The following is a 26,032-nucleotide window of genomic DNA, read 5'->3' as shown; positions in this document are numbered from 1 at the left end:
TTGATGAAGTATGTTCTCGTTTTTTTCAGCTTTTTATTACTCAGTTGCAAGCCTGCGCCGCACCTCGAAAACTTTCAGGCTTTGCAAACTGACAGTGGGCAACCCGTCGATAAACAGCGTGGTGTAATTTTCCCGCAGGATCATGGCCCGCACTTAGAGCAAGGTATTGAGTGGTGGTACGTGACGGCCAATCTTACCGCAGAAAGTGGCGAAACCTTTGGTGCACAGTGGACGTTGTTTAGAACACAAGCTCCCGTTAGCTTTGAGTCTACTTGGTGGGATAACCAACTTTATTTTGCGCATTTCGCTCTGCAGCACGAGCAAACACATATTGCTTTTGAACGCTTTGCCCGAGCGGGGCAGGCCAGTATTGTTGCCAGCCCTTTTAGTGCGCAATTAGATGATTGGTCGCTTAAAAGCACTGAACAGTCGTTTTTACCGTTGCAGATGCAAGCAAAACAACAAGACTATGCCATTGCTGTATCACTGAGTAATAGCCCGTTAACGTTACACGGGGAAAATGGCTATAGCCAAAAAACCGAGAGTGGTCATGCATCTTACTATTTTAGCTATCCATTTCTTGAGGCAAGCGGCGTTATCACCTTCAAAGGTAAGCAATATAAGGTAACAGGTAACGCGTGGTACGATAGAGAATGGTCAGCAAGCTTATTAGATAAAAGCCAGTTTGGTTGGGATTGGTTTAGCCTGGTTAGCGATGAAAATGGCAAACAAGGTTTAATGCTCTTTTGTATTCGTGACGACAAAAATAACTATGATTATTGCAGCGGTAGCCGAATAGCGAAAAACGGGCAGGCCACGATGATTGCCAGAGAAGATATCAGCTTGTCGGTACTCGAGCGCATTACCCTTAACGACAGGCAATACCCCAGCAAGTGGCAGATTACCCTACCTAATTCAGCGCCGATTATGCTTGAAACTTTAACCAAAGACTCACGTAATCAATTGTCTGTGCCATATTGGGAAGGACGCGTGCGCGCTTCCGGTGGCTTTAATGGCTTAGGTTTTGCTGAGCTTACTGGGTATTAACGTTAAATATGGGGTTTTTAAGCGGCAGCTGCAACAGGTTTTGCTTGTCGAGGTATCCGCAAGTGATAGCAGCCTAGAGAGCTGCTATTTCTTAAGGGTTTCTTTGGACGATGCTTTGCATTAACTAAAATAACAATGCTTGAATAGTTAGTGGGTTATTAAAGGTATTTTAACTTGAGTTAATATGAACTATCGCTCCCTATTCACAGTAGAAATTTTAGGTTTGCGGCTTAACTTATGCAGGTTAATGATCTAAATAATCTCAATACAGTTAAACGTTATAGCCAAGACTATTTTTAAGAGGAAGAAAAATGCAATTTCGCCCCTGGATTGCCGCGGTTGCTGGTTGCCTCGTGCTGTTTATACTGTTGGCTTTTGTAAAGTTTACGCAAGTGCGGGCAGCGATTGCGTTTGGCGAGTCGTTTCCTGAGCCCAGCGAAACGGTGGCAGCAATAAAAGTTACCACCAGTATTTGGCAAGACAGTTTGCAGCTGTTGGGTGAAGTTAAGGCAACACGCTCGCTAGAGGTACGCAATGAGCTTGAGGGGGTGATTACCGCTGTTGGTTTTCGCTCGGGTGGCTCGGTAGAAAAAGATCAGGTGTTATTGAGTTTAGATAGCGTTAATGAACAAGCGGCACTAGATGCTATTAACGCAGAAATTGCTTTAGCCACCCTGGATCTTTCTCGATTAACTCAACTGGTTAAAACGCAGGCGTCCAGCCGCGCGCAACTTGACCAAGTGAGCGCGCAACTTGCCATAAAACAAGCTAACGCCAGAGCAATACAGGCCACCATTGCAAAGAAAACCTTGATTGCGCCCTTTAGTGGCAGCACAGGTTTACATGAACTTGAGGTCGGAGGATTTTTAGCGGCGAACACATTAATCACCCGGTTAATTGGTAACTTAGACCAAGTTTGGATCGATTTTTCAGTACCACAAGCTGCTTATCAATTAAGCCTGTCGACCGCGCTTGAAATCAGTAGCGTGGCGTCTGCGGATATCAAACATCAGGCAAAGATCGTTGCTATAGATCCGGTTATTTCTAGTATCTCTCGCAATTTACGAATTCGCGCCGAACTCGACAACCTTGATGCCCAGTTTAAACCCGGTGCCAGTGTGATGGTGAGTTTGCCCATTGCTGCGCCAATCAGCGTCATCCGCTTACCGAACACCGCGGTGCGTTATGATACGTTTGGTGCTTACGTGTATGTACTGGCGCAAGCTGCAGATGACAAGTTACGCGCCAATCGTCGGGCAGTAGAAGTTGGCGCGCATGATGATAAGCACATAGTGATTTTGTCGGGGCTGAGCGAGAATGAACAAGTGGCTACGGTAGGTTCTTTTAAATTACGTGATGGCACCTTAGTCAATCTTGCTAAGGCTGATGATGCGGGGCCGTTGTAATGGCACAGCACACTTCTGATCCGCACAATATAAAAGAGGTCGCGTTGGATAACCGGCCCTCAATAATAGATATATTTTGTAAAAAACCGGTTCTGGCGATTGTACTTTCGCTGATCTTGGTACTGGTGGGGATCCGAGCTGCAATCGATATTCCGGTGCTACAATTTCCACAAATTACCAGCGCGTCGTTACAAATCACTACACCCTATATAGGCGCTTCCGCAGAGGTAGTGCAAGGCTTTATTAGTGAGCCAATTGAACGCGTTGCCAGTTCGGTTCCTGGGGTCGATTATGTTGAGTCGCGCAGCACCCCTGGGCTCAGTGCTGTAACGCTTTGGTTAAAGCTGAATCAAGATAGTACCAAGGCGTTGGCAGAGTTATCGGCCAAGCTGGATCAAATTCGTTTTGAATTACCAGAAGGCGCCGAAGATCCGTCGGTTGAGGTGGTAAGGGCTGACCGTCCTTTCGCGATTTTTTATTTGGTGGTGAATTACAACCAAGCAGACAGCCCGATGTCGCGTATGGAAGTCACTGACTATTTATCGCGCCGTGTTTCACCAGCTTTGGCTTCTATTCCGGGCGTACAGCGCATTGGCATCGAGGGCGGCAGGGCACCGGCGATGCGAATTTGGTTGAATCCTGCGAAGCTGGCTGCTTTTAATATTGCTGCGGACGAGGTGATGTTAGCACTACGAGCAAATAATTTGATCGCGACAGTTGGCCAAAGTGAAAACAATCAGCAACGCATTCCGCTGCTGACCGATACCTCATTATCAAATGTGACTGATTTTGAACAGCTGGTGTTAAGAAATATCGAAGGTGCGCAGGTGCGTCTAGCCGATGTTGCAGAAATCGAGATTGCTGAAGAAGAAAGCGAAACCAGTGCTCGGTTGAGCCACGATACTGTGCTGTTTATTTCTGTCTGGCCTTTACCAGGCGCCAACGAGATAGCTATTGGGGATAGTTTGTATGCCAAGCTGGAGGAAATAAACCCAACCTTGCCCAATGGCTTACGCATTACCGACGGTTACGATGGCACCTTGTATATGCGCAGTGCTTTAACCGAAATATTTATTACGCTGGCCGAAACCATTGTATTGGTGGGTATTGTTGTGGTGGCGATGATGGGATCGTTTCGCACGGCTTTAGTGCCTTTAGTGACTATCCCTATTTCGATTTTAGGCGCTATCGGAACTATGGCGCTGATGGGGTTTAGCCTGAATTTATTGACCGTGCTTGCCATCGTGTTATCCGTGGGTTTGGTGGTTGATGATGCCATCGTTGTGGTTGAGAATGTGGCTAGACATATGCGCAATGGCATGAGTCGACTCGACGCGGCCTTACTTAGTTCACGCCAGTTATTAGCGCCTATAATCAGCATGACCATTACCTTAGCTGCGGTATATGCTCCTATTGGTTTATTAAGTGGTTTAACAGGGGCTTTGTTTAAAGAGTTTGCCTTTACCTTAGCGATTGCCGTGTTAATTTCCGGCTTTGTTGCAATAACCTTATCACCGATTATGAGCGCTTATGCCTCGCCAGAGGGGGGCAAAGAAAGCCGGTTAACTCAACGCATCAATCATGTTTTTGACCGTCTGCAGCTGGCTTACAGTAAAGTATTGCTTTTGACGCTTAAGTATAAAGCGCAGGTGTTATTTATTGCGGTATTTTTAGCGTTACTGAATGTACCGTTTTATCTGTTTTCATTAAAAGAGCTGGCGCCCACAGAAGATCAAAACAGCATTAATGTGGTGGTAGAGTCTGCTCCCGATGCCTCTTTAGCCTATACCATGCAGCATATGGATGCGGTAGTAGACACGATGCTGCAGTTGGATGGGGCGAAGTTTATGTGGCAAATTGTTAACCCTGCAGGAGCTTTTGGCGGCTTAGATTTAGTTGATCCGTCACAGCGTGCTGAAAAAACGCAGGATATGTTTTGGCAAGCCTTTGCTAATTTGTCGCAGGTGCCTGGCTTAAAAGCCTTTCCAGTGATGGAATCAGCCCTACCGACGTCCGGTAATTTTTCAGTAGAACTGGCCGTGCTTTCAACCGACTCTTACGTCGATATGAAACGCTACGCCGATCAGATGGTGGCGGCCGCTCAGGCTAGTGGTAAGTTCTTATTTGCCGAAACGGATTTGAAAATCGATTACCCGCAAGCGCGCTTCAAGCTTAATCGTCAGGCGATTGCGGATTTAGGCATGGATTTAGCCAGTGTTAGTGCCCAGCTTGAGGTATTGTTATCGGCTAATTTTGTCAATCGTTATAATCAAGATGGCCGCGCTTATCGCGTTATACCTATGCTAGATGAAAGCGCACGAGTGAATCCTGATGCCATATTGTCACTGTTGATCCGCACCCCCGCCGATCAGTTAATTCCTTTGCGTGCTATTGCCAGTTTAGAAACCGAAATTAGACCGCGTGTGTTAAGTAAGTTTCAGCAAAAAAATGCCTTTAGAATTTATGGCGAAGTGATCCCAGGCACCACCAAAGAGCAAGGCTTAAGTGCTTTAGAAGACGCCGCTGCGAAAATATTGCCAGCAGAATACAGTATTGATTATGCTGGCGAGTCACGACAAATTCGTTTAGAAGGCAACACCTTAGAAGGTGTACTAGTGGTCGCATTAGTCTTTGTGTTTTTTGTGCTAGCGGTGCAGTTTAATAGCTTTCGTGATCCTTTGGTGGTGTTGTTGGGCTCTGTGCCTTTAGCGATGGCTGGCGCCTTGATGTTTGCCTTTTTAGACTTCACGACAATCAATATTTATTCACAAGTTGGCTTTATCACCTTGGTGGGGCTGATTGCGAAAAACGGCATTTTAATTGTTGAGTTTGCCAATAAAATGCAACAGCAAGGTAAAGCAAAATTCGATGCTATACAGCTTGCAGCACAAGCGCGTTTACGCCCAGTGTTAATGACAACCGCTGCAACTGTGCTGGGGCATTTTCCTTTGGTGTTAGTAGTGGGCGCCGGCGCTGAAGCACGCAATAGTATCGGCATTATTTTAGTTGCAGGCATGTTGGTAGGCACGCTGTTTACTTTATTGGTGTTGCCTAGTGTTTATATGGTGCTGGCGTCAAACCATCAGCCAACTAAAAAGTAGCGAAAGCTCGTACTCAACTTTCTGCACATGTGTGACTGACATCTCACTAAAATTAATGAATTGAAAGCATGGTTTTCTTCTCAGCGTCAACTGAGAAAATGGTGATTTTAAGAAGTCTAATCGGTTAAATGGCTGCATTCTCATATGCTTAGGTTGAGTAATGCAGCTTCTCTCCACATTCAATATATCTGCTTAGCTAAAGTCACAACTGTTATATTTCTTTTGAGTATATCTAATGGTTTTAAATTATTTTTTGTTATATAAGAAAACCGTTATGGTGTCTTCCTTTTATAGTCTGGGTAGGTAGTAACCATGAAAAAACGTGTAGTAGTGAGTGTAGTAGCGGCCAGTATTTTTATGAGTTCTCCCGCTTTCGCAACGAATGGTTATTTTACACACGGTTATGGCATGACGCACAAAGGTATGGCGGGTGCTGGGGTGGCGGTATCAGAAGAGCTGATGTCTGCGGCGAATAACCCAGCTAACTTGCTGGTAAAAGGCAGTGAATTGTCAGTTGGCTTAGAACTGTTTGCGCCCGATCGCAACTATGCGGTGGCGGAGGTTAACGAGTTTTTTCCCGGTGCTTTTTACTTACAAAGTCCGGGTAAGCGAAGCGCAAAAACGTTATTTGCTATCCCCGAGTTTGCTTTTGGCCAGCAATTAAACGATCAAGTTAATGTGGGCATATTAATTTATGCTAACGGCGGTATGAATACGGAATACCAAGCCGACGCTATGCCCGAAGGCACTTTTTATGCGGGCACGACGGGGGTGGACTTAAAGCAATTATTTGTTAGCCCCACCCTAAGTTATCAGTGGACCGAGCAATTACGCTTAGGTGTGGCGCCGGTGCTGGTTGTTCAGCAGTTTTCAGCACAAGGCCTGGCGAGTTTTGCACCGTTTTCTCAAGCACCTACTTCGTTGTCAGATAATGGCTCCGATTTCAGTAGCGGTATTGGCTTGCAATTAGGTTTAACCTATTTAGTGTCGGATGCACTCAGTGTCGGAGCCAGTTATCGTTCTGCGGTAAGCATGGGGGAATTCGATCAATACGCGGGTTTGTTTGCCGAACAAGGCGATTTTGATTTACCCAGTGCCTTACAAGTCGGTTTGGCGTGGCAAATTAATCGGTCGCATCAAGTATTGTTAGATCTGCAGCATATCAATTACGGCGAAGTGAGCAGTGTAGCAAACCCAATCGGTAATATTATGTCAGATCCTTTGGGTGCGTCGAATGGTGCAGGCTTTGGTTGGCAAGATATGACGGTATATAAACTGGGTTATCAATGGCAGCGAACCGAGCAGCAAAAGATCCGGTTTGGTGTTTCTTACGGTGAGCAACCTATTTCGTCATCGCAGGTGTTATTCAACATTTTAGCGCCCGGGGTGCAGGAATGGCATTTCACTACCGGTTTAAGCCAGTCGTTAGCTGCGAATGTACAGATGAACCTAACAGCGTTTTATTCACCCACTAAAACAGTTACTGGGGCAAATTTTTTAGCGCCAAATCAACAGTTAAGCATTGCTATGCAACAGCATGGTGTAGGGGCATCAGTAGCGTGGGTATTTTAAGTTTAATTAAGTACTGATTACGCTGGCGCTAGCCGTAAGTGTTAGCTGCAGGTTTTTGTAGTTAACGCCTAAGCATTTTAGTTTGGCACTTGCGTGCGTTTAATACTGAATGGAAACACAGAAAAACACACCTAAATAAACCCGCAACCTAACTCGTGCTATTTTTAGGTGTGTTTTTGTTTTTTAAGCGAGTGGTACCGCTTTAGGGTTTGGCCCGTACTGGTTATCTTCAACACTATCAAAAATAAAGAAAACTAATAATACTATTCCGCCAATTAAAGGAACTAAGCCAATAAGTAACCACCAGCCGGTGCGGCCGGTGTCATGTAGGCGACGAGCACCAATAGCGAGAGACGGAATAAGTAGGGCTAGGCTGAATAGTAAAGAAATAATAAAGGTGCCTAATATACCGTCAACAATTACTGAGCCGATATAGAATAAAACATAAAACAAAAAAAACATCCAGTATTCTTGACGACGAGCCCTGCCAGTGAAATCTGCGTATTTTTTTATAGCATCCAAAAAGTAATTCATAATTTAACTTCTTTCATTAATGATATTCTTATCAAATATCTGGTAATGGGTAAAACCCGCTAGTACACATTAAGTGTTCTTAAAGGAATGTTGTTCGTAGAACAAGCATGCGCTAGGCGTTAAGTTAGAAAAACCAACTTTTCGGTTCGGCAATGGGTAGACCTTTATCTAAAGCCTGCATACCTTTTACAGAACGAACAATTAGCCATATCGCCCAAAATAGCAGTATAAACCAACCAATTAATACCAAAGCTAAAATACCGCCAAGTATGATATACAAGGCGCCAATCCAAAATGTTCTAATTTGAAATTGATAATGTGTTTGTAACCAAGCTGGCGCATCGCTTTTATTCACATAAGCAATCACCACACCAACAATGCCGGCAAGGCCAAATAGTAAACCGACTAGATAAAGAATATAGACAAGCTTTGCATTTCCTTTTTCGGTAGTGTTTTCCCTAACTATCTCATTCATATCGTTATCCTCATAAAAAGTAGTGATTATTAATATATGAATTATTTAATTCAGGCAACAAATAAATTAGCAGATGTATAAAATTCACTGATTTTATTGAGCAGGCTTCAATTAAATAGCGTTAACACTACAAAGCCTATGATTACCTTTAGAATGAATTAAGTTAGTAATGTTTATCTGGTTGTGTCATGTGGTGTTTTTATTATGCGGTGATGATTCGTTGTAAGGCTAAATTGATCTACCTAGACGTTACTATGTTATGAAATTTAAGCTAATTTGCTCAACTCAGGTGTGATAGGCCAAATCATGATGTGATGTATAAAATTGCTTTTAAATGGTGTTATCGTAATGGTGTGATTCCAACTTAATTGAATAAAAAAACAGGCGCTTAAAGCGCCTGTTTTATCTGGGTTAACAACAGTCAGGTTTAGCCATCAATTTTTAAATGACCACTACTAATCAAGCTATCAATAATGGCTTGTGTATCATTACCGAAGCTACTCAGGTCAACGTTTTCCAGCGTGATTTTTTGCGTTACGTTGCCGCTGCCAGTATGTTTAATATCTATCGTGGTATTACCATCGACAGTAGTAAAACTGAGGTAATTGGTAATGTTTTCGCTATTTTCGCCTTGAAGTAAGTCACGTAAATCGATGACATCGCCTTGTGCTGTGCTGAAGTCTTTAATGACATCAACAGCCGCTTTACCGCTACTTGATTGATCGCCTAATTGCCAAGCGAATACGTCGGCACCTTCACCACCGATAAGCGTATCGTCACCGACACCACCAAACAGCACATCGTTGCCGCTGCCTGCATTAATGGTGTCATTGCCTTGTCCGCCATAGATAACATCATTGCCAGCACCTGAGTTGATCACGTCATCGCCGCCGTAGGCATTGATTAGATCACCCTGATTAGTGCCGTTAATGGTTTGCGAGGCATCACTGCCGCTGTTCACTGTATTGGTCGTTTGCGACAGGTCGATAATTAGCGTATCGGATACTGCAGTAGTAGAAGTGCCATCAGTTGTGGTCGCCGTAACGGTTAAGTTCAGTTGGCCAATAAAATCAACCGGAGTAAGCAAGCTTAGCCCTTCCAATTGTTCTTGGGTTAGGGTCCAGCTGCCGTCAGCATTTTTTATACCCGCGGTGAGCAAGGCGTTGCTGGGTATACCGGTGATGGTGATCAACATGCTTTCACTAGCATCAGTAAGCGCAGCATTAATGTTTAAATCAACCATATCGCCATAGGTAACACCATTGACCGTGATCGTACTCGACGATAAGTTGAGTTGTGAGTCTTTACCGCTATCTCTACCGTTGAGAATAACCCAGTCAAATTTATAATCACCATCTTGCGTTGCGGTAAAGTTAAAGGTGCCATTACCATTAACGCCTGCGCCCAAGAACTCTGAGGACGTAATGATTTGTGTGGTTTTACTGCCATCAGGTGCGGTAATAATCACTAAAACAAAGTCGCTGAAGCCTTGTCGGATTTCACTTGCAATGTTTTCACCATTGATGAAATTCCAATTAAAGCCAACCGACATGCCGCTATTTAAACTAACTGTGCTAGACGTATAGTTTCCGTCGATGGCATTAGTGTTGCCTGATACATTGAGTGCCCCCGAGGGCGGGTTGAAGCCATCTAAGAAGCCACTGCTTAAACCAAGAGCTTGTTCAATAGAGGCTTGGCTTAAACCAGATCCTATCAAGAGGCCGTTCGCGCCAGTAGTAATAGAGGTTGCGCCGACTTTAGTTGAAACGGCATCACCGACTTGCAGAATTGCTGCGTCTGCCACTCCTGCCAAAGTAATGTTTAATGCGGCAGTCGATGAACCACCTTGTCCATCTGTTAGGGTATAGGTTACAGAAGGCAGTGAACCACTCCAATTTGCTACAGGAGTAAAAGTAAAGTTACCTTCAGCGTCTAAGGTTAATTTACCTTGGTTTTCAATAATCACTTCTGCGCCGGCTAGATAAGTTTGCCCATTTATCACAAAGCTTTGTACGGTTAGGGCATTGCCATCTACATCGACGTCATTGGTGAGCACATTACCTGTAATAACTTCATCTTCGTTACCGTTAACTACATTATTCTTAGCGACTGGCGCATTATTGATACTGGCTGAGTCGCCACTACCTTCATTACCCACGAGATCAGTGTAACTGCCATTTGCCACAGTAAATGAAATAGGTGCAGTGCCACTTGCCACGAAGGTGGCTGTCCATACATTCGGATTAGTTGGATCTTGTTTTAATCCGGACAGCACGCCACCGGTAACGGCAATATCAGTTAGATCAAAGCCTGAAATTTCCTCATTAAAGGTAAACGTGATCGTTGCAGATTGGCCACTTTCAAGCGTTGCTTGATCAGATGTGATATCAACACTTGGCGGTGTGAGATCTAAAGCGGCAATCGCGTTATCAATTAATGAGTTACCGTTGTTATCGACCGCCGTCGCGTCAATGGTTAATGGGCCATCGGCTAAGGCGCTGACATCGACACCGTCTAAGGCATAGCTGCCATCGGCTAATACGGTGGCTTGAGCAATGACCGTTTTACCGTTTTGGTCGGTGATGGTGATGTTAATTACGGTACCTGGAGCGACATCGGTGGTGTTGCCAGTCAGGTCAAGCGTACCGTCGGTGTTATCTACGGTGGCAGCGATATCCAATGAACCGGCAACCGCATCAAGTGTGGCTGAGGTATCTGCCGCGAGTGGGTTACCGTTGTTATCGACTGCCGTCGCGTCAATGGTTAATGGGCCATCGGCTAAGGCGCTGACATCGACACCGTCTAAGGCATAGCTGCCATCGGCTAATACGGTGGCTTGAGCAATGACTGTCTTACCGTTTTGATCGGTGATAGTGATGTTAATCACGGTGCCTGGAGCAACGTCGGTGGTGGTACCACTGAGGTCAACCGTACCGTCGGTGTTGTCCACCGTGGCAGCGATATCTAATGAGCCGGTAACCGCATCGAGTGTGGCTGAAGTATCAGCAGCCAATGGATTGCCGTTGTTATCGACTGCCGTCGCATCAATGGTTAATGGGCCATCGGCTAAGGCGCTGACATCGACACCTTCTAACTGGTAGCTGCCATCAGCCAGCACGGTGGCTTGGGCAATGACCGTCTTACCGTTTTGGTCGGTGATGGTGATGTTAATTACGGTACCTGGAGCGACATCGGTGGTGTTGCCAGTCAGGTCAAGCGTACCGTCGGTGTTATCGACGGTCGCAGCGATATCCAATGAACCGGCAATCGCATCGAGTGTGGCTGAGGTATCTGCCACGAGTGGATTGCCGTTGTTATCCACTGCCGTCGCATCAATGGTCAGTGGGCCATCGGCTAACGCGCTGACATCGACACCTTCTAAAGCGTAGCTGCCATCGGCTAATACGGTGGCCTGGGCAATGACTGTCTTACCGTTTTGATCGGTAATGGTGATGTTAATCACGGTGCCTGGAGCAACGTCCGTGGTGGTGCCCGATAAATCGAGGGTGCCATCGTTGTTATCGACGGTAGCAGCGATATCCAATGAACCGGCAATCGCATCAAGTGTGGCTGAAGTATCAGCAGCCAATGGATTGCCGTTGTTATCGACTGCCGTCGCGTCAATGGTCAGTGGGCCATCGGCTAACGCGCTGACATCGACACCTTCTAACTGGTAGCTGCCATCAGCCAGCACGGTGGCTTGGGCGATGACTGTCTTACCGTTTTGATCGGTGATAGTGATGTTAATCACCGTGCCTGGAGCAACGTCGGTGGTGGTGCCACTGAGGTCAAGCGTACCGTCGGTGTTATCGACCGTTGCAGCGATATCCAATGAACCGGCAACCGCATCGAGTGTGGCTGTGGTATCTGCCACGAGTGGATTGCCGTTGTTATCGACTGCCGTGGCGTCAATGGTCAGTGGGCCATCGGCTAAGGCGCTGACATCGACACCTTCTAAAGCGTAGCTGCCATCAGCCAGCACGGTGGCTTGGGCGATGACTGTCTTACCGTTTTGGTCGGTGATAGTGATGTTAATCACCGTGCCTGGAGCAACGTCGGTGGTGGTGCCCGATAAATCGATGGTGCCATCGTTGTTATCGACGGTAGCAGCGATATCCAATGAACCGGCAACTGCATCGAGTGTGGCTGAAGTATCAGCAGCCAATGGATTGCCGTTGTTATCGACTGCCGTCGCATCAATGGTTAATGGGCCATCGGCTAAGGCGCTGACATCGATACCTTCTAAAGCGTAGCTGCCATCAGCCAGCACGGTGGCTTGGGCGATGACTGTCTTACCGTTTTGGTCGGTGATAGTGATGTTAATCACCGTGCCTGGAGCAACGTCGGTGGTGGTGCCACTGAGGTCAAGCGTACCGTCGGTATTGTCCACCGTCGCAGCGATATCTAATGAGCCAGCAATGGCATCGAGTGTGGCTGAGGTATCAGCAGCCAATGGATTGCCGTTGTTATCGACTGCCGTCGCATCAATGGTTAATGGGCCATCGGCTAAGGCGCTGACATCGACACCGTCTAAGGCATAGCTGCCATCGGCCAGCACGGTAGCTTGAGCAATCACCGTTTTACCGTTTTGATCGGTGATGGTGATGTTAACCACGGTGCCTGGAGCAACGTCGGTGGTGGTGCCACTGAGGTCAAGCGTACCGTCGGTGTTGTCCACCGTCGCAGCGATATCTAATGAGCCGGCAATGGCATCGAGTGTGGCTGAAGTATCCGCATCAAGGGCGTTGCCGTTGTTATCCACCGCCGTGGCAGCAATGGTCAGTGGTCCATCGGCTAAGGCGCTGACATCGATACCTTCTAAAGCGTAGCTGCCATCAGCCAGCACGGTGGCTTGGGCGATGACTGTCTTACCGTTTTGGTCGGTGATAGTGATGTTAATCACCGTGCCTGGAGCAACGTCGGTGGTGGTGCCCGATAAATCGATGGTGCCATCGTTGTTATCGACCGTTGCAGCGATATCCAATGAACCGGCAACCGCATCGAGTGTGGCTGAGGCATCGGCCGCGAGTGGGTTACCGTTGTTATCCACCGCCGTCGCATCAATGGTTAATGGGCCATCGGCTAAGGTGCTGACATCGACGCCTTCTAACTGGTAGCTGCCATCGGCCAGCACGGTGGCTTGAGCGATAACGGTCTTACCGTTTTGATCGGTAATGGTGATGTTAATTACGGTGCCTGGAGCAACGTCGGTGGTGGTGCCCGATAAATCGATGGTGCCATCGTTGTTATCGACGGTAGCAGCGATATCCAATGAACCGGCAATCGCATCGAGTGTGGCTGAAGTATCGGCGGCCAATGGATTGCCGTTGTTATCGACTGCCGTGGCGTCAATGGTTAATGGGCCATCGGCTAAGGCGCTGACATCGACACCGTCTAAGGCATAGCTGCCATCGGCTAATACGGTGGCTTGAGTAATCACCGTTTTACCGTTTTGGTCGGTGATGGTGATGTTAATCACCGTGCCTGGAGCAACGTCGGTGGTGGTGCCACTGAGGTCAAGCGTACCGTCGGTGTTGTCCACCGTCGCAGCGATATCCAATGAACCGGCAATGGCATCGAGTGTTGCTGAAGTATCGGCGGCTAATGGATTGCCGTTGTTATCGACTGCCGTCGCAGCAATGGTCAGTGGGCCATCGGCTAAGGCGCTGACATCGATACCTTCTAAAGCGTAGCTGCCATCAGCCAGCACGGTGGCTTGGGCGATGACTGTCTTACCGTTTTGATCGGTAATGGTGATGTTAATCACCGTGCCTGGAGCAACGTCGGTGGTGGTGCCACTGAGGTCAAGCGTACCGTCGGTATTGTCCACCGTCGCAGCGATATCCAATGAGCCAGCAATGGCATCGAGTGTGGCTGAGGTATCAGCAGCCAATGGATTGCCGTTGTTATCGACTGCCGTCGCGTCAATGGTCAGTGGGCCATCGGCTAAGGCGCTGACATCGATACCTTCTAAAGCGTAGCTGCCATCAGCCAGCACGGTGGCTTGGGCGATGACTGTCTTACCGTTTTGGTCGGTGATGGTGATGTTAACCACGGTGCCTGGAGCAACGTCGGTGGTGGTGCCCGATAAATCGATGGTGCCATCGGTATTGTCCACCGTCGCAGCGATATCTAATGAGCCAGCAATCGCATCAAGTGTGGCTGAAGTATCAGCAGCCAATGGATTGCCGTTGTTATCCACTGCCGTCGCATCAATGGTTAATGGGCCATCGGCTAAGGTGCTGACATCGACGCCTTCTAACTGGTAGCTGCCATCGGCCAGCACGGTGGCTTGAGCGATAACGGTCTTACCGTTTTGATCGGTAATGGTGATGTTAATTACGGTGCCTGGAGCAACGTCGGTGGTGGTGCCCGATAAATCGATGGTGCCATCGTTGTTATCGACGGTAGCAGCGATATCCAATGAACCGGCAATCGCATCGAGTGTGGCTGAGGTATCTGCCACGAGTGGATTGCCGTTGTTATCCACTGCCGTCGCATCAATGGTCAGTGGGCCATCGGCTAACGCGCTGACATCGACACCTTCTAAAGCGTAGCTGCCATCGGCTAATACGGTGGCCTGGGCAATGACTGTCTTACCGTTTTGATCGGTAATGGTGATGTTAATCACGGTGCCTGGAGCAACGTCCGTGGTGGTGCCCGATAAATCGAGGGTGCCATCGTTGTTATCGACGGTAGCAGCGATATCCAATGAACCGGCAATCGCATCGAGTGTGGCTGAAGTATCAGCAGCCAATGGATTGCCGTTGTTATCGACTGCTGTCGCGTCAATGGTCAGTGGGCCATCGGCTAACGCGCTGACATCGACACCTTCTAACTGGTAGCTGCCATCAGCCAGCACGGTGGCTTGGGCGATGACTGTCTTACCGTTTTGATCGGTGATAGTGATGTTAATCACCGTGCCTGGAGCAACGTCGGTGGTGGTGCCACTGAGGTCAAGCGTACCGTCGGTGTTGTCCACCGTCGCAGCGATATCCAATGAACCGGCAATGGCATCGAGTGTGGCTGAGGCATCGGCCGCGAGTGGGTTACCGTTGTTATCAACTGCCGTGGCGTCAATGGTTAATGGTCCATCGACTAAGCTACTGACATCGACACCGTCTAAAGCGTAGCTGCCATCGGCTAATACCGTGGCCTGAGCAATGACCGTTTTACCGTTTTGGTCGGTGATGGTGATGTTAACCACGGTGCCTGGAGCAACGTCGGTGGTGGTGCCACTGAGGTCAAGCGTACCGTCGGTATTGTCCACCGTCGCAGCGATATCTAATGAGCCAGCAATGGCATCGAGTGTGGCTGAGGTATCAGCAGCCAATGGATTGCCGTTGTTATCGACTGCCGTCGCATCAATGGTTAATGGGCCATCGGCTAAGGCGCTGACATCGACACCGTCTAAGGCATAGCTGCCATCGGCCAGCACGGTAGCTTGAGCAATCACCGTTTTACCGTTTTGATCGGTGATGGTGATGTTAACCACGGTGCCTGGAGCAACGTCGGTGGTGGTGCCACTGAGGTCAAGCGTACCGTCGGTGTTGTCCACCGTCGCAGCGATATCTAATGAGCCGGCAATGGCATCGAGTGTGGCTGAAGTATCCGCATCAAGGGCGTTGCCGTTGTTATCCACCGCCGTGGCAGCAATGGTCAGTGGTCCATCGGCTAAGGCGCTGACATCGATACCTTCTAAAGCGTAGCTGCCATCAGCCAGCACGGTGGCTTGGGCGATGACTGTCTTACCGTTTTGGTCGGTGATAGTGATGTTAATCACCGTGCCTGGAGCAACGTCGGTGGTGGTGCCACTGAGGTCAAGCGTACCGTCGGTGTTGTCCACCGTCGCAGCGATATCCAATGAACCGGCAATGGCATCGAGTGTGGCTGAAGTATCCGCATCAAGGGCGTTGCCGTTGTTATCCACCGCCGTGGCAGCAATGGTCAGTGGTCCATCGGCTAAGGCGCTGACATCGATACCTTCTAAAGCGTAGCTGCCATCAGCCAGCACGGTGGCTTGGGCGATGACTGTCTTACCGTTTTGGTCGGTGATAGTGATGTTAATCACCGTGCCTGGAGCAACGTCGGTGGTGGTGCCCGATAAATCGATGGTGCCATCGTTGTTATCGACCGTTGCAGCGATATCCAATGAACCGGCAACCGCATCGAGTGTGGCTGAGGCATCGGCCGCGAGTGGGTTACCGTTGTTATCCACCGCCGTCGCATCAATGGTTAATGGGCCATCGGCTAAGGTGCTGACATCGACGCCTTCTAACTGGTAGCTGCCATCGGCCAGCACGGTGGCTTGAGCGATAACGGTCTTACCGTTTTGATCGGTAATGGTGATGTTAATTACGGTGCCTGGAGCAACGTCGGTGGTGGTGCCCGATAAATCGAGGGTGCCATCCGTATTATCTACTGTAGCGGCAATATTCAGTGTTCCAGGTGTTGTCTCTACTGTGTGTGATGAAGCACCGCTGGATTCGACGGTATTACCGGCGGCATCGCTTGATGTCACCACAGCAGTAAAGTCGGTATCGGCGGCTAAATCTGAACCTGCCACATCGACAGACCAACTGCCATCGGCTTGCACTGTGGTGGTGTAAGTGGTGCCATTAATCACTAAGGTGACCACATCGCCTGGGGCAATATCACCGCCTAGTGCGGTACCTGTAACGGCAATCGTACCCGCGGCTTCGGCCGCGTTAAGGATGTCGTCGTCGGTAATATTGTTGACTGTGACCGAACCCGCATCGGCGCTCAGATCCACGGTATGGGTGGAGTCGCCACTGGATTCGACGGTATTACCGGCGGCATCGCTTGATGTCACCACAGCAGTAAAGTCGGTATCGGCGGCTAAATCTGAACCTGCCACATCGACAGACCAACTGCCATCGGTTTGCACGGTGGTGGTGTAAGTGGTGCCATTAATCACTAAGGTGACCACATCGCCTGGGGCAATATCACCGCCTAGTGCGGTACCTGTGACGGCAATCGTACCCGCGGCTTCGGCCGCGTTAAGGATGTCGTCGTCGGTAATATTGTTGACTGTGACCGAACCCGCATCGGCGCTCAGATCCACGGTATGGGTGGAGTCGCCACTGGATTCGACGGTATTACCGGCGGCATCGCTTGATGTCACCACAGCAGTAAAGTCGGTATCGGCGGCTAAATCTGAACCTGCCACATCGACAGACCAACTGCCATCGGCTTGCACGGTGGTGGTGTAAGTGGTGCCGTTAATCACTAAGGTGACCACATCGCCCGGGGCAATATCACCGCCTAGTGCGGTACCTGTGACGGCAATCGTACCCGCAGCTTCGGCCGCGTTAAGGATGTCGTCGGCGGTAATGTTGTTGACTGTGACCGTGCCCGCATCGGCGCTCAGATCAACCGTGTGCGTTGAGTCACCGCTGGATTCGACGGTATTACCGGCGGCATCGCTTGATGTCACCACAGCAGTAAAGTCGGTATCGGCGGCTAAATCTGAACCTGCCACATCGACAGACCAACTGCCATCGGCTTGCACAGTGGTGGTGTAAGTAGTGCCGTTAATCACTAATGTCACGACATCGCCCGGGGCAATATCGCCGCCTAGTGCGGTACCTGTGACGGCAATCGTACCCGCGGCTTCGGCCGCGTTAAGGATGTCGTCGTCGGTAATGTTGTTGACGGTAACAATACCGGCTTCAGCGCTCAGATCAACCGTGTGCGTTGAGTCACCGCTGGATTCGACGGTATTACCGGCGGCATCGCTTGATGTTACCACAGCAGTAAAGTCGGTATCAGCGGCTAAATCACTACCGTCAACATCGACACTCCAACTACCATCTGCTTGCACCGTGGTGGTGTAAGTAGTGCCGTTAATCACTAATGTCACGACATCGCCCGGGGCAATATCGCCGCCTAAGGCCGTGCCGGTAACGGCTATGGTGCCGGCCGCTTCGGCGGCGTTAACGATATCATCGGCAGTGATGTTATTCACCGTAACGGTACCGGCTTCGGCAGAGAGATCAACGGTATGGGTGGAGGTGGCGCTCGATTCAACCGTGTTACCGGCAGCATCCGACGAACTGACCACAGCAGTAAAGTCGGTATCGGCGGCTAAATCTGAACCTGCCACATCGACAGACCAACTGCCATCGGCTTGCACCGTGGTGGTGTAAGTGGTGCCGTTAATTACTAATGTCACGACATCGCCCGGGGCAATATCGCCGCCTAAGGCCGTGCCGGTAACGGCTATGGTGCCGGCCGCTTCAGCGGCGTTAACGATATCATCGGCAGTGATGTTATTCACCGTAACGGTACCGGCTTCGGCAGAGAGATCAACGGTATGGGTGGAGGTGGCGCTCGATTCAACCGTGTTACCGGCAGCATCCGACGAACTGACCACAGCATCAAATTCGGTATCGGCAGCTAAATCACTACCGGCGACATCGACACTCCAACTACCATCTGCTTGCACGGTGGTGGTGTAAGTGGTGCCGTTAATCACTAATGTCACGACATCGCCCGGGGCAATATCGCCGCCTAAGGCCGTGCCGGTAACGGCTATGGTGCCGGCCGCTTCGGCGGCGTTAACGATATCATCGGCAGTGATGTTATTCACCGTAACGGTACCGGCTTCGGCAGAGAGATCAACGGTATGGGTGGAGGTGGCGCTCGATTCAACCGTGTTACCGGCAGCATCCGACGAACTGACCACAGCAGTAAAGTCGGTATCGGCGGCTAAATCTGAACCTGCCACATCGACAGACCAACTGCCATCGGCTTGCACCGTGGTGGTGTAAGTGGTGCCGTTAATTACTAATGTCACGACATCGCCCGGGGCAATATCGCCGCCTAAGGCCGTGCCGGTAACGGCTATGGTGCCGGCCGCTTCAGCGGCGTTAACGATATCATCGGCAGTGATGTTATTCACCGTAACGGTACCGGCTTCGGCAGAGAGATCAACGGTATGGGTGGAGGTGGCGCTCGATTCAACCGTGTTACCGGCAGCATCCGACGAACTGACCACAGCATCAAATTCGGTATCGGCAGCTAAATCACTACCGGCGACATCGACACTCCAACTACCATCTGCTTGCACGGTGGTGGTGTAAGTAGTGCCGTTAATCACTAATGTCACGACATCGCCCGGGGCAATATCGCCGCCTAAGGCCGTGCCGGTAACGGCTATGGTGCCGGCCGCTTCGGCGGCGTTAACGATATCATCGGCAGTGATGTTATTCACCGTAACGGTACCGGCTTCGGCAGAGAGATCAACGGTATGGGTGGAGGTGGCGCTCGATTCAACCGTGTTACCGGCAGCATCCGACGAACTGACCACAGCATCAAATTCGGTATCGGCAGCTAAATCACTACCGGCGACATCGACACTCCAACTACCATCTGCTTGCACGGTGGTGGTGTAAGTAGTGCCGTTAATTACTAATGTCACGACATCGCCCGGGGCAATATCGCCGCCTAAGGCCGTGCCGGTAACGGCTATGGTGCCGGCCGCTTCGGCGGCGTTAACGATATCATCGGCAGTAATGTTATTTACGGTAACGATACCGGCATCGGCGGTTAGATCAACCGTATGGGTAGAGGTTGCACTGTTTTGTACCGTGTTACCAAGCGCGTTAGTTGATGTCACAACAGCGTCAAAAGTGGTGTCTGCAGCCAGGTCGCTACCGGCCACATTAACAGACCAACTACCATCTGCTAGTACTACAGTCGTGTAGGTAACGCCATTAATTACCAGGGTAACAGTATTACCTGCCACAATATCACCCCCGCTGGCGGTGCCGGTAACCGTAATAAAACCTGCTGCCTCAGTCGCATTGACAATATCATCGGCGGTAATGTTATTAATAGTAATCTCAACAGGTTCAATAACATCCGCGGTTGATTCGGCTAATAAGGGTGCAATAGGATCGTCTTCAGAAAATGCAGCGAGTTCAAATAGTGTTGGCTCGGTTGACTCAGCTATTCGGGTAAGTCGGACAAAACCGTTACCACTATTCTCAGCTGAACCGCCATCAGCACCGGCTGCTGTGGCATCTAATTGCTCAAGTAAGTCACCTTCTTCGTCAAGTACGGCTAAGATATCGTCGGCAGTGTTTGAGGCAACAGCGGAGTCTTCAGGCGTAATATCTGTTTGCAGCCAACTTTCAGAAATAACGAATTGTTGGTTTGCGGAAACGCTAACGGTTTCGTCTAAATATGCCAAGATAACCGAACCTTGCTCTGAGGTGATCACAGTGTCGCCGGGCAGTAGCATATCACCTTGCTTCAGAACTCTTATTTCACCGTTAGTCGATTGTACTTGAACAATACCTTCAACAGCTTGAGCAACGATTTTTGACATAATTAGTGTATCCATTAAATAACTATCACAACTTATATGATAAGGTGGGTTTGTAGATAACACCATTGGACCTGAGTACAGTTAATCTCGTAAAAACTTGTTTTCTATTAACTATAGCCATGTGTATAGTGTATATTTGTTAAAATAGAATTAATGATTGTGTCAATTATAGAAACGTAAGGTGTATTCCAATTGAGAGCAGAGTCAGTGATAAAAAAATGTCTGTATCCTTTTTTTGCAACCTTAATTATTTTCGCTTCCCCCAGTTATGCCGCTTCAACAGTGCAGCAAGCTGCAAAAGAGGCAATAGAAAAAAACCCCGAAGTACTGGCTAAATGGTATGAATTTTTAGCCGCAGGCGATGATGTTAAGTCTGTGCGCGCTGGTTATAAACCAACTGTTGATGGCACCTTAGGGGTACAATATCAAAAGCAAAATTATGGTTTGGTTAGAGAATATGACGGTGCTTATGCGCGTTTGACTTTAACTCAAATGCTCTATGATGGCAGCCGCACGCGTTCGGAAGTGAATCGATTCTCCAACTTTCAGCTAGTTGCCTATTTTAACTTGTTAGAAACGGCTGAAAATATCGCGTTAGAAGCTTTTCGGGCTTATCAAGATGTGTTGGCTCAACGCCAGTTGGTTGCGTTGGCGCAAGAAAATTTAGACAAACATTTTGAAGTGTATCGGCAAATCGAAAGTAGCGCCAAAGCCGGGGTCGCAAAATTTGTCGATTTAGAGCAAATTAGCGGTCGTGTGTCCTTAGCGCAAAGCAACCTGATTACTGAAACGTCGAACTTGCATGATGTTACAACGCGCTATTTGAGAATTGTCGGTACCTTACCTGCAGCCGATATGAGACCTGTGACAACGTCAGATCAGTTGCCCAGCACGGTTAATCAAGCGCTACAGCAGGCCTATCAAGCCAGTCCAGCCTATCATGCCGCTTTACGCAACATTAAAGCCGCTGAAGCGGGCGTGCAAACGCAGAAAGCAAATTTTAAGCCTAATGTTAATTTAGTGGGTAGTTACGGATATCAAAACTATTCAGACATTGGTGTCAGAACCGATCAAAATGAAGCATCCGTTGGCATTGAATTAAAATACAATTTTTATAACGGTGGCCGTAATTCAGCTTCGCTAAGTCGTGCTTATTCAGAAGTTAATTTAGCCGAAGAATTACGCGATAAGGCCTGTATTGATATTCGTCAAACCATTCAAATTGCTTATAACGACGGCACTAAGTTAGCAGAGCAGTTGCCATTATTAAATCAACATCGCTTGTCTTCCGATAAAGTTAGAACAGCTTATAAACAACAATTTGATATTGGCCAACGTTCATTGTTAGATGTGCTTGACTCTGAAAATGAATACTTTCAAGCCAGTCGAGCTTATTTAGCCGCGATTTATACCTTAAGTGTCGCTAAAGCTAGAACTTTAGCTGGTATGGGAAACCTGACCAATACACTGGGGTTAACCTCGAGTACCTGGCCTTCTTTAACTGAGCTAGGCGCTGAAAAACTGACTGTTGATCCTGCTAATGCTTGCCCTGCAGTTGATGTATATGGCAGTTTGCAAGTTGATCAAGATACCGATAATGACTCGGTGAAAGACAGTGCTGATTTTTGCCCTAACACGCCAATAACCGATAAAGTTGATGCCAAAGGTTGCTCCGTCTTTACGCAAAAAGAGGCTAAATTTACTTTGGAAATTACCTTTGGTCATAATCAAAGCGTGATTGAAGAGCAATATTTACCTCAAATAGCTAGTTTTGCTGCATTTTTACAGCGTTACCCGAATACAAAAGCTGAAATACAAGGCCACACCTCATCAGATGGTGCGGCGTGGTACAACGATATTTTATCGCAACAACGTGCAGATGCAGTAAAGCAAATATTAGTTTCGCAGTATGGCATCGCGGAAGAACGCATTATGACTAAAGGTTATGGTGCGAGTCGCTTGTTAGATGAAGCTGATACGGAAGCCGCACACAATGTCAATCGCCGGATAGAAGCGGTTGTTACTGGAAAATATGACAATGCTGTGTCACGCGTTGCAGAATAAACCCTGACATAGGAATCGACGTATTGATCCCAGATAACAAGCATACGGGCGGCCCGTTATTTGAAGCCTTACTGTATATCTGTGAATTTCATCATTATGCAGTGAGTCCTGCCAGCTTACTCAGTGGCTTGCCGTTAGCAGACAACATGCTTAGTCCGGCGGTATTTCATCGCGCGGCCGATCGCGCCAAACTGGCTTCAAAAATTCTACAGCGGCCGTTGAAACAATTAAACACGGCGTTATTCCCCGCTATTCTGACACTGCACGACAATAAAGCCTGCATTATTCACAGTATTGATCATGCGCAGCAGCAGGTCAGCATCAGTTATCCTGAATTGCCAGCCAGTGTCATTACATTGCCGTTAGCCGAGCTTGATGCCCTGTACGCCGGTTCGGTGTTTTATGTGCGGCCGAAAACCGATGCGGCAGATAAAATTAACCACTTTAAATTACCGGCGCACCTGCATTGGTTTTGGGGTGTCATTAAGCAAAACCGCTCGTTATATCGCGATGTGTTGCTAGCCGCGATCATGATCAACTTGTTTGCATTGGCGATGCCGATGTTTGTGATGAACGTCTATGATCGAGTTGTGCCCAATTTGGCTACGCACACTCTGTGGATTTTGGCCTCTGGCATTAGCTTAGTGTTGGTAGCTGATTTAGTGTTAAAACTGTTGAGACACCATTTTGTTGATTTAGCGGCAAGTAAAACGGATGTGATGCTTTCGTCTGCCATTATGGACAAAGTGTTGTCGATGAAGTTGAAGTATCGACCGCAATCAACCGGTAGTTTTGCTTCAATTGTGCAATCATTTGAGTTTGTGCGAAGTTTTATCGGCTCTTTAACTATTGTTGCGCTGGCCGATTTTCCTTTTGTACTGTTGTATTGCGTCGTGATTGGCATGATCAGTTTGCCCTTATTAGCACCGATCTTAGTTGGGGCTTTCATTTCGTTGATTTATGCTTATTTTGCTCAGCGCAAACTGAAGTTCTTATCGGATGAATCGGCTAAATCGGTGGCTGAACGCAATGCGACCTTGATTGAAGCCTTAGGCTCGTTAGAAACGACTAAATCCAATAATGTTAATGCAGATATTCAGCACAGCTGGGAGCAGTTGTCTTTAAGCTGTGCTCATCACAGTGCCAAAATGCGCTCGGTATCAGCCTCTGTCAGTAATGTGTCCGCGTTTATTCAACAGCTTGCGGGTGTGGCGGTGATCATTATTGGTGTCTACCTGTTAATCGATGGCAACCTTACACAAGGTAGCTTAATTGCGGTCTATCTACTGTCATCGCGTGCCTTAGCACCGGTAAGCCAAGCTACCGGATTATTAGCGCAATTTCATTATGCGTCATCCGCTTATGAACAGCTGGATGTACTCATGGCTTATCCTTCAGAGCAAAACGCCACAAGGCAAACCATTGATAAACCCTTACTACAAGGCAAAATAGAATTTAAAAATGTGAGTTTCAGCTATCAAGATAGCGATGTCCCGTCGTTACAAAATGTCAGTTTTGTTATCGAGCCCGGTGAGCATGTTGCCATCTTAGGCCGAAACGGTTCGGGTAAATCGACCTTAGAAAAACTGATCTTAGGCTTACATGATGCTGAGCAAGGGCAGGTATTGATTGATGGTATCGATATTCGTCAGTTAGACATTAATCAGGTGCGAAACAATATCGGATATGTGCCACAAGATATCAGCCTGTTTCGTGGCACTTTGCGTTACAACATCGAATTAGCCGCGCCGCCGAAAAGCGCTGAGCATTTTCTCAATATCTGTAACATCTCTGGGTTAAATCAATTATTAAGTCAGCACCCGGCCGGATTTGAAATGCTAGTTGGTGAAAAGGGGCAAAACTTATCTGGCGGTCAAAAGCAAATCGTATCGATTGCCCGAGCGCTTTATAACGATCCGCCGATCTTACTGTTGGATGAGCCGACAGCAGCCTTAGATTACAGCAGTGAAGAGGCTTTTCGAAAGCAATTAGGTGAGTTTGCTGAGAGTAAAACCTTGTTGTTAATTACACATCGCAGCCCATTGTTGTCTTTAGCCAATCGGATTATCGTGATGGATAACGGCAAAATCATAGCCGATGGTCCGAAAGACACCGTTATGGAAGCACTGCGGCAAGGTCGTATCATGGGTAACAACGCATGAGTAATCAACCGCATAAATATTCAAAAGATTGGGTCTCTGAAGCGGAGTGGGCGCGTATAGCGCAATCGCCATTATCGGCGCGTGCTTTGCTTTATGGTGTGCTATTTAGTGTAGTGGCATTGATTGTCTGGGCTGCTTTTGCGCCATTAGATGAAATTGCCCGAGGCGATGGCAAAGTGGTCACTTCGCAACAATTACAAACCATTCAATCGCTGGATGGTGGTTTAGTGACCAATATCTTGGTGCGTGAAGGCGAAGTGGTGGATGTAGGACAGGTGCTGCTAAAGGTTGACTCCACCCGTTCAAACGCGAACTTAGCTGAGAACAAAGCACAGTTTTATGCCTTGACGGCAGAGGTCGCTAGGCTGCAAGCATTAACTAACGAAAGTGCCCCGCAGTTTCCGGAAGAGTTAAAAACGGCAGCGCCCGATCGACTACAACACGAAATTCAACTGTATCGTAATAGTTTAGCCGAGTTAAACGAGCAATTAGCGGTGCAAGCAGAGCAGCAGCAACAACGCTTACAAGAGTTAGTTGAAGCCAGAGCCGCACTTTTCCAATATAGCCAAACCTTAGAATTGACCAATCAAGAGTTAAGTGTAACCAAGCCATTACTGGCGAGTGGTGCAGTATCGGATATTGATATTTTACGCTTAGAGCGCGAAGTGGCACGAGCTAGCGGCGAAGTAAAGCGGGCTGAAGCCAATACTGCGAGAGCCGAGTCTGCCTTGCAAGAGGCAGGCAACAAACTCAACGAAATTAAGTTAACCGTGCTGAATCGTTGGCGTAATCAGTTATCAGAATCGCGTGCCAAATTAGCTGCGCTTGCTGAACTACAAACAGGTTTAGTGGATATGGTGCAGCAGGCTGAAGTGAGATCACCCATGCGTGGCACCATACAGCGGCTGCATATTAATACGGTAGGTGGGGTATTAACCCCAGGTAGAGATATTTTAGATATCGTGCCGTTGGACGATCAGTTATTAATTGAAGCCAGAATCTCGCCAAAAGATATCGCTTTTATTCAAATTGGTCAGCAGGCGACTATCCGCATCAGTGCTTATGATTTTGCTATTTTTGGTGGTTTGCAAGCCAGTGTCAGTCATATCAGTGCTGATACGGTGACGGATGAAAAAGATAACACCTATTATGTTGTCAGATTAAGTACTGCCAGCCCAAAGCTGGATGATAAGTTAACCATCTTGCCTGGTATGACGGTGCAAGTCGATATTGTTACCGGTAAACGCACGGTCTTATCGTATTTGCTGAAGCCACTGCTTCGAGCAAAAAGTAACGCGATGACAGAGAGATAATCA

The 26,032-nt window shown here is 48.2% G+C and carries 10 protein-coding genes; 7 read left to right on the top strand and 3 right to left on the bottom strand.

What is annotated here, in order from left to right; genetic code table 11:
* The first annotated feature begins 3 nt into the window (after positions 1-3).
* The 4 genes from ACUJFK_RS17190 to ACUJFK_RS17175 all read left to right on the top strand — a co-directional run bounded on the left by ACUJFK_RS17190 (position 4) and on the right by ACUJFK_RS17175 (position 7,126).
* Positions 4-1,047, top strand: a complete 1,044-nt coding sequence (locus ACUJFK_RS17190; RefSeq protein ID WP_445425607.1) for a lipocalin-like domain-containing protein — start codon at positions 4-6, stop codon at positions 1,045-1,047.
* Positions 1,048-1,358: 311 nt separating this feature from the next.
* A complete protein-coding gene (locus ACUJFK_RS17185; protein ID WP_445425606.1) occupies positions 1,359-2,453 on the top strand; it encodes an efflux RND transporter periplasmic adaptor subunit in 1,095 nt (364 codons plus the stop codon).
* A complete protein-coding gene (locus tag ACUJFK_RS17180; protein WP_445425605.1) occupies positions 2,453-5,554 on the top strand; it encodes an efflux RND transporter permease subunit in 3,102 nt (1,033 codons plus the stop codon). The genes ACUJFK_RS17185 and ACUJFK_RS17180 overlap by 1 nt, the downstream gene beginning before the upstream one ends.
* A 312-nt stretch (positions 5,555-5,866) precedes the next feature.
* Positions 5,867-7,126, top strand: a complete 1,260-nt coding sequence (locus ACUJFK_RS17175; RefSeq protein WP_445425604.1) for an OmpP1/FadL family transporter — start codon at positions 5,867-5,869, stop codon at positions 7,124-7,126.
* 183 nt (positions 7,127-7,309) lie between these two features.
* On the opposite strand, the gene ACUJFK_RS17170 is transcribed toward ACUJFK_RS17175, so the two are convergent.
* From ACUJFK_RS17170 to ACUJFK_RS17160, 3 genes are all read right to left on the bottom strand, one after another.
* Positions 7,310-7,660, bottom strand: a complete 351-nt coding sequence (locus ACUJFK_RS17170) for a DUF805 domain-containing protein (RefSeq protein WP_445425603.1) — start codon at positions 7,658-7,660, stop codon at positions 7,310-7,312.
* Between the two features lie 124 nt (positions 7,661-7,784).
* Positions 7,785-8,135, bottom strand: coding sequence for a DUF4870 family protein (locus tag ACUJFK_RS17165; protein ID WP_445425602.1), 351 nt, complete (start codon positions 8,133-8,135; stop codon positions 7,785-7,787).
* A 427-nt stretch (positions 8,136-8,562) separates the two neighbouring features.
* Positions 8,563-20,490 (bottom strand): Ig-like domain-containing protein, encoded by an 11,928-nt coding sequence (locus ACUJFK_RS17160; protein WP_445425601.1) that lies wholly within the window; start codon positions 20,488-20,490, stop codon positions 8,563-8,565.
* Between the two features lie 207 nt (positions 20,491-20,697).
* Between ACUJFK_RS17160 and ACUJFK_RS17155 the strand changes: the two genes are divergently transcribed.
* Genes ACUJFK_RS17155 through ACUJFK_RS17145 form a run of 3 tightly spaced genes read left to right on the top strand, consistent with a single transcriptional unit; the run spans position 20,698 to position 26,029 of the window.
* The gene (locus tag ACUJFK_RS17155; RefSeq protein WP_445425600.1) at positions 20,698-22,554 is read left to right on the top strand and encodes a TolC family outer membrane protein; all 1,857 of its coding nucleotides are present in this window, start codon (positions 20,698-20,700) and stop codon (positions 22,552-22,554) included.
* Between the two features lie 23 nt (positions 22,555-22,577).
* Complete coding sequence (locus tag ACUJFK_RS17150) at positions 22,578-24,716, top strand: type I secretion system permease/ATPase (RefSeq protein WP_445425599.1); 2,139 nt, start codon at positions 22,578-22,580, stop codon at positions 24,714-24,716.
* Positions 24,713-26,029: an HlyD family type I secretion periplasmic adaptor subunit gene (locus ACUJFK_RS17145; RefSeq protein WP_445425598.1), complete on the top strand. Its 1,317-nt coding sequence runs from the start codon at positions 24,713-24,715 to the stop codon at positions 26,027-26,029. The genes ACUJFK_RS17150 and ACUJFK_RS17145 overlap by 4 nt, the downstream gene beginning before the upstream one ends.
* Positions 26,030-26,032 lie beyond the last annotated feature (3 nt).

This window comes from Alishewanella sp. HL-SH06, from assembly GCF_052656265.1.
The sequence above is the reverse complement of the archived record's forward strand: the minus strand, read 5'-3'. Positions and strand labels throughout refer to the sequence as shown.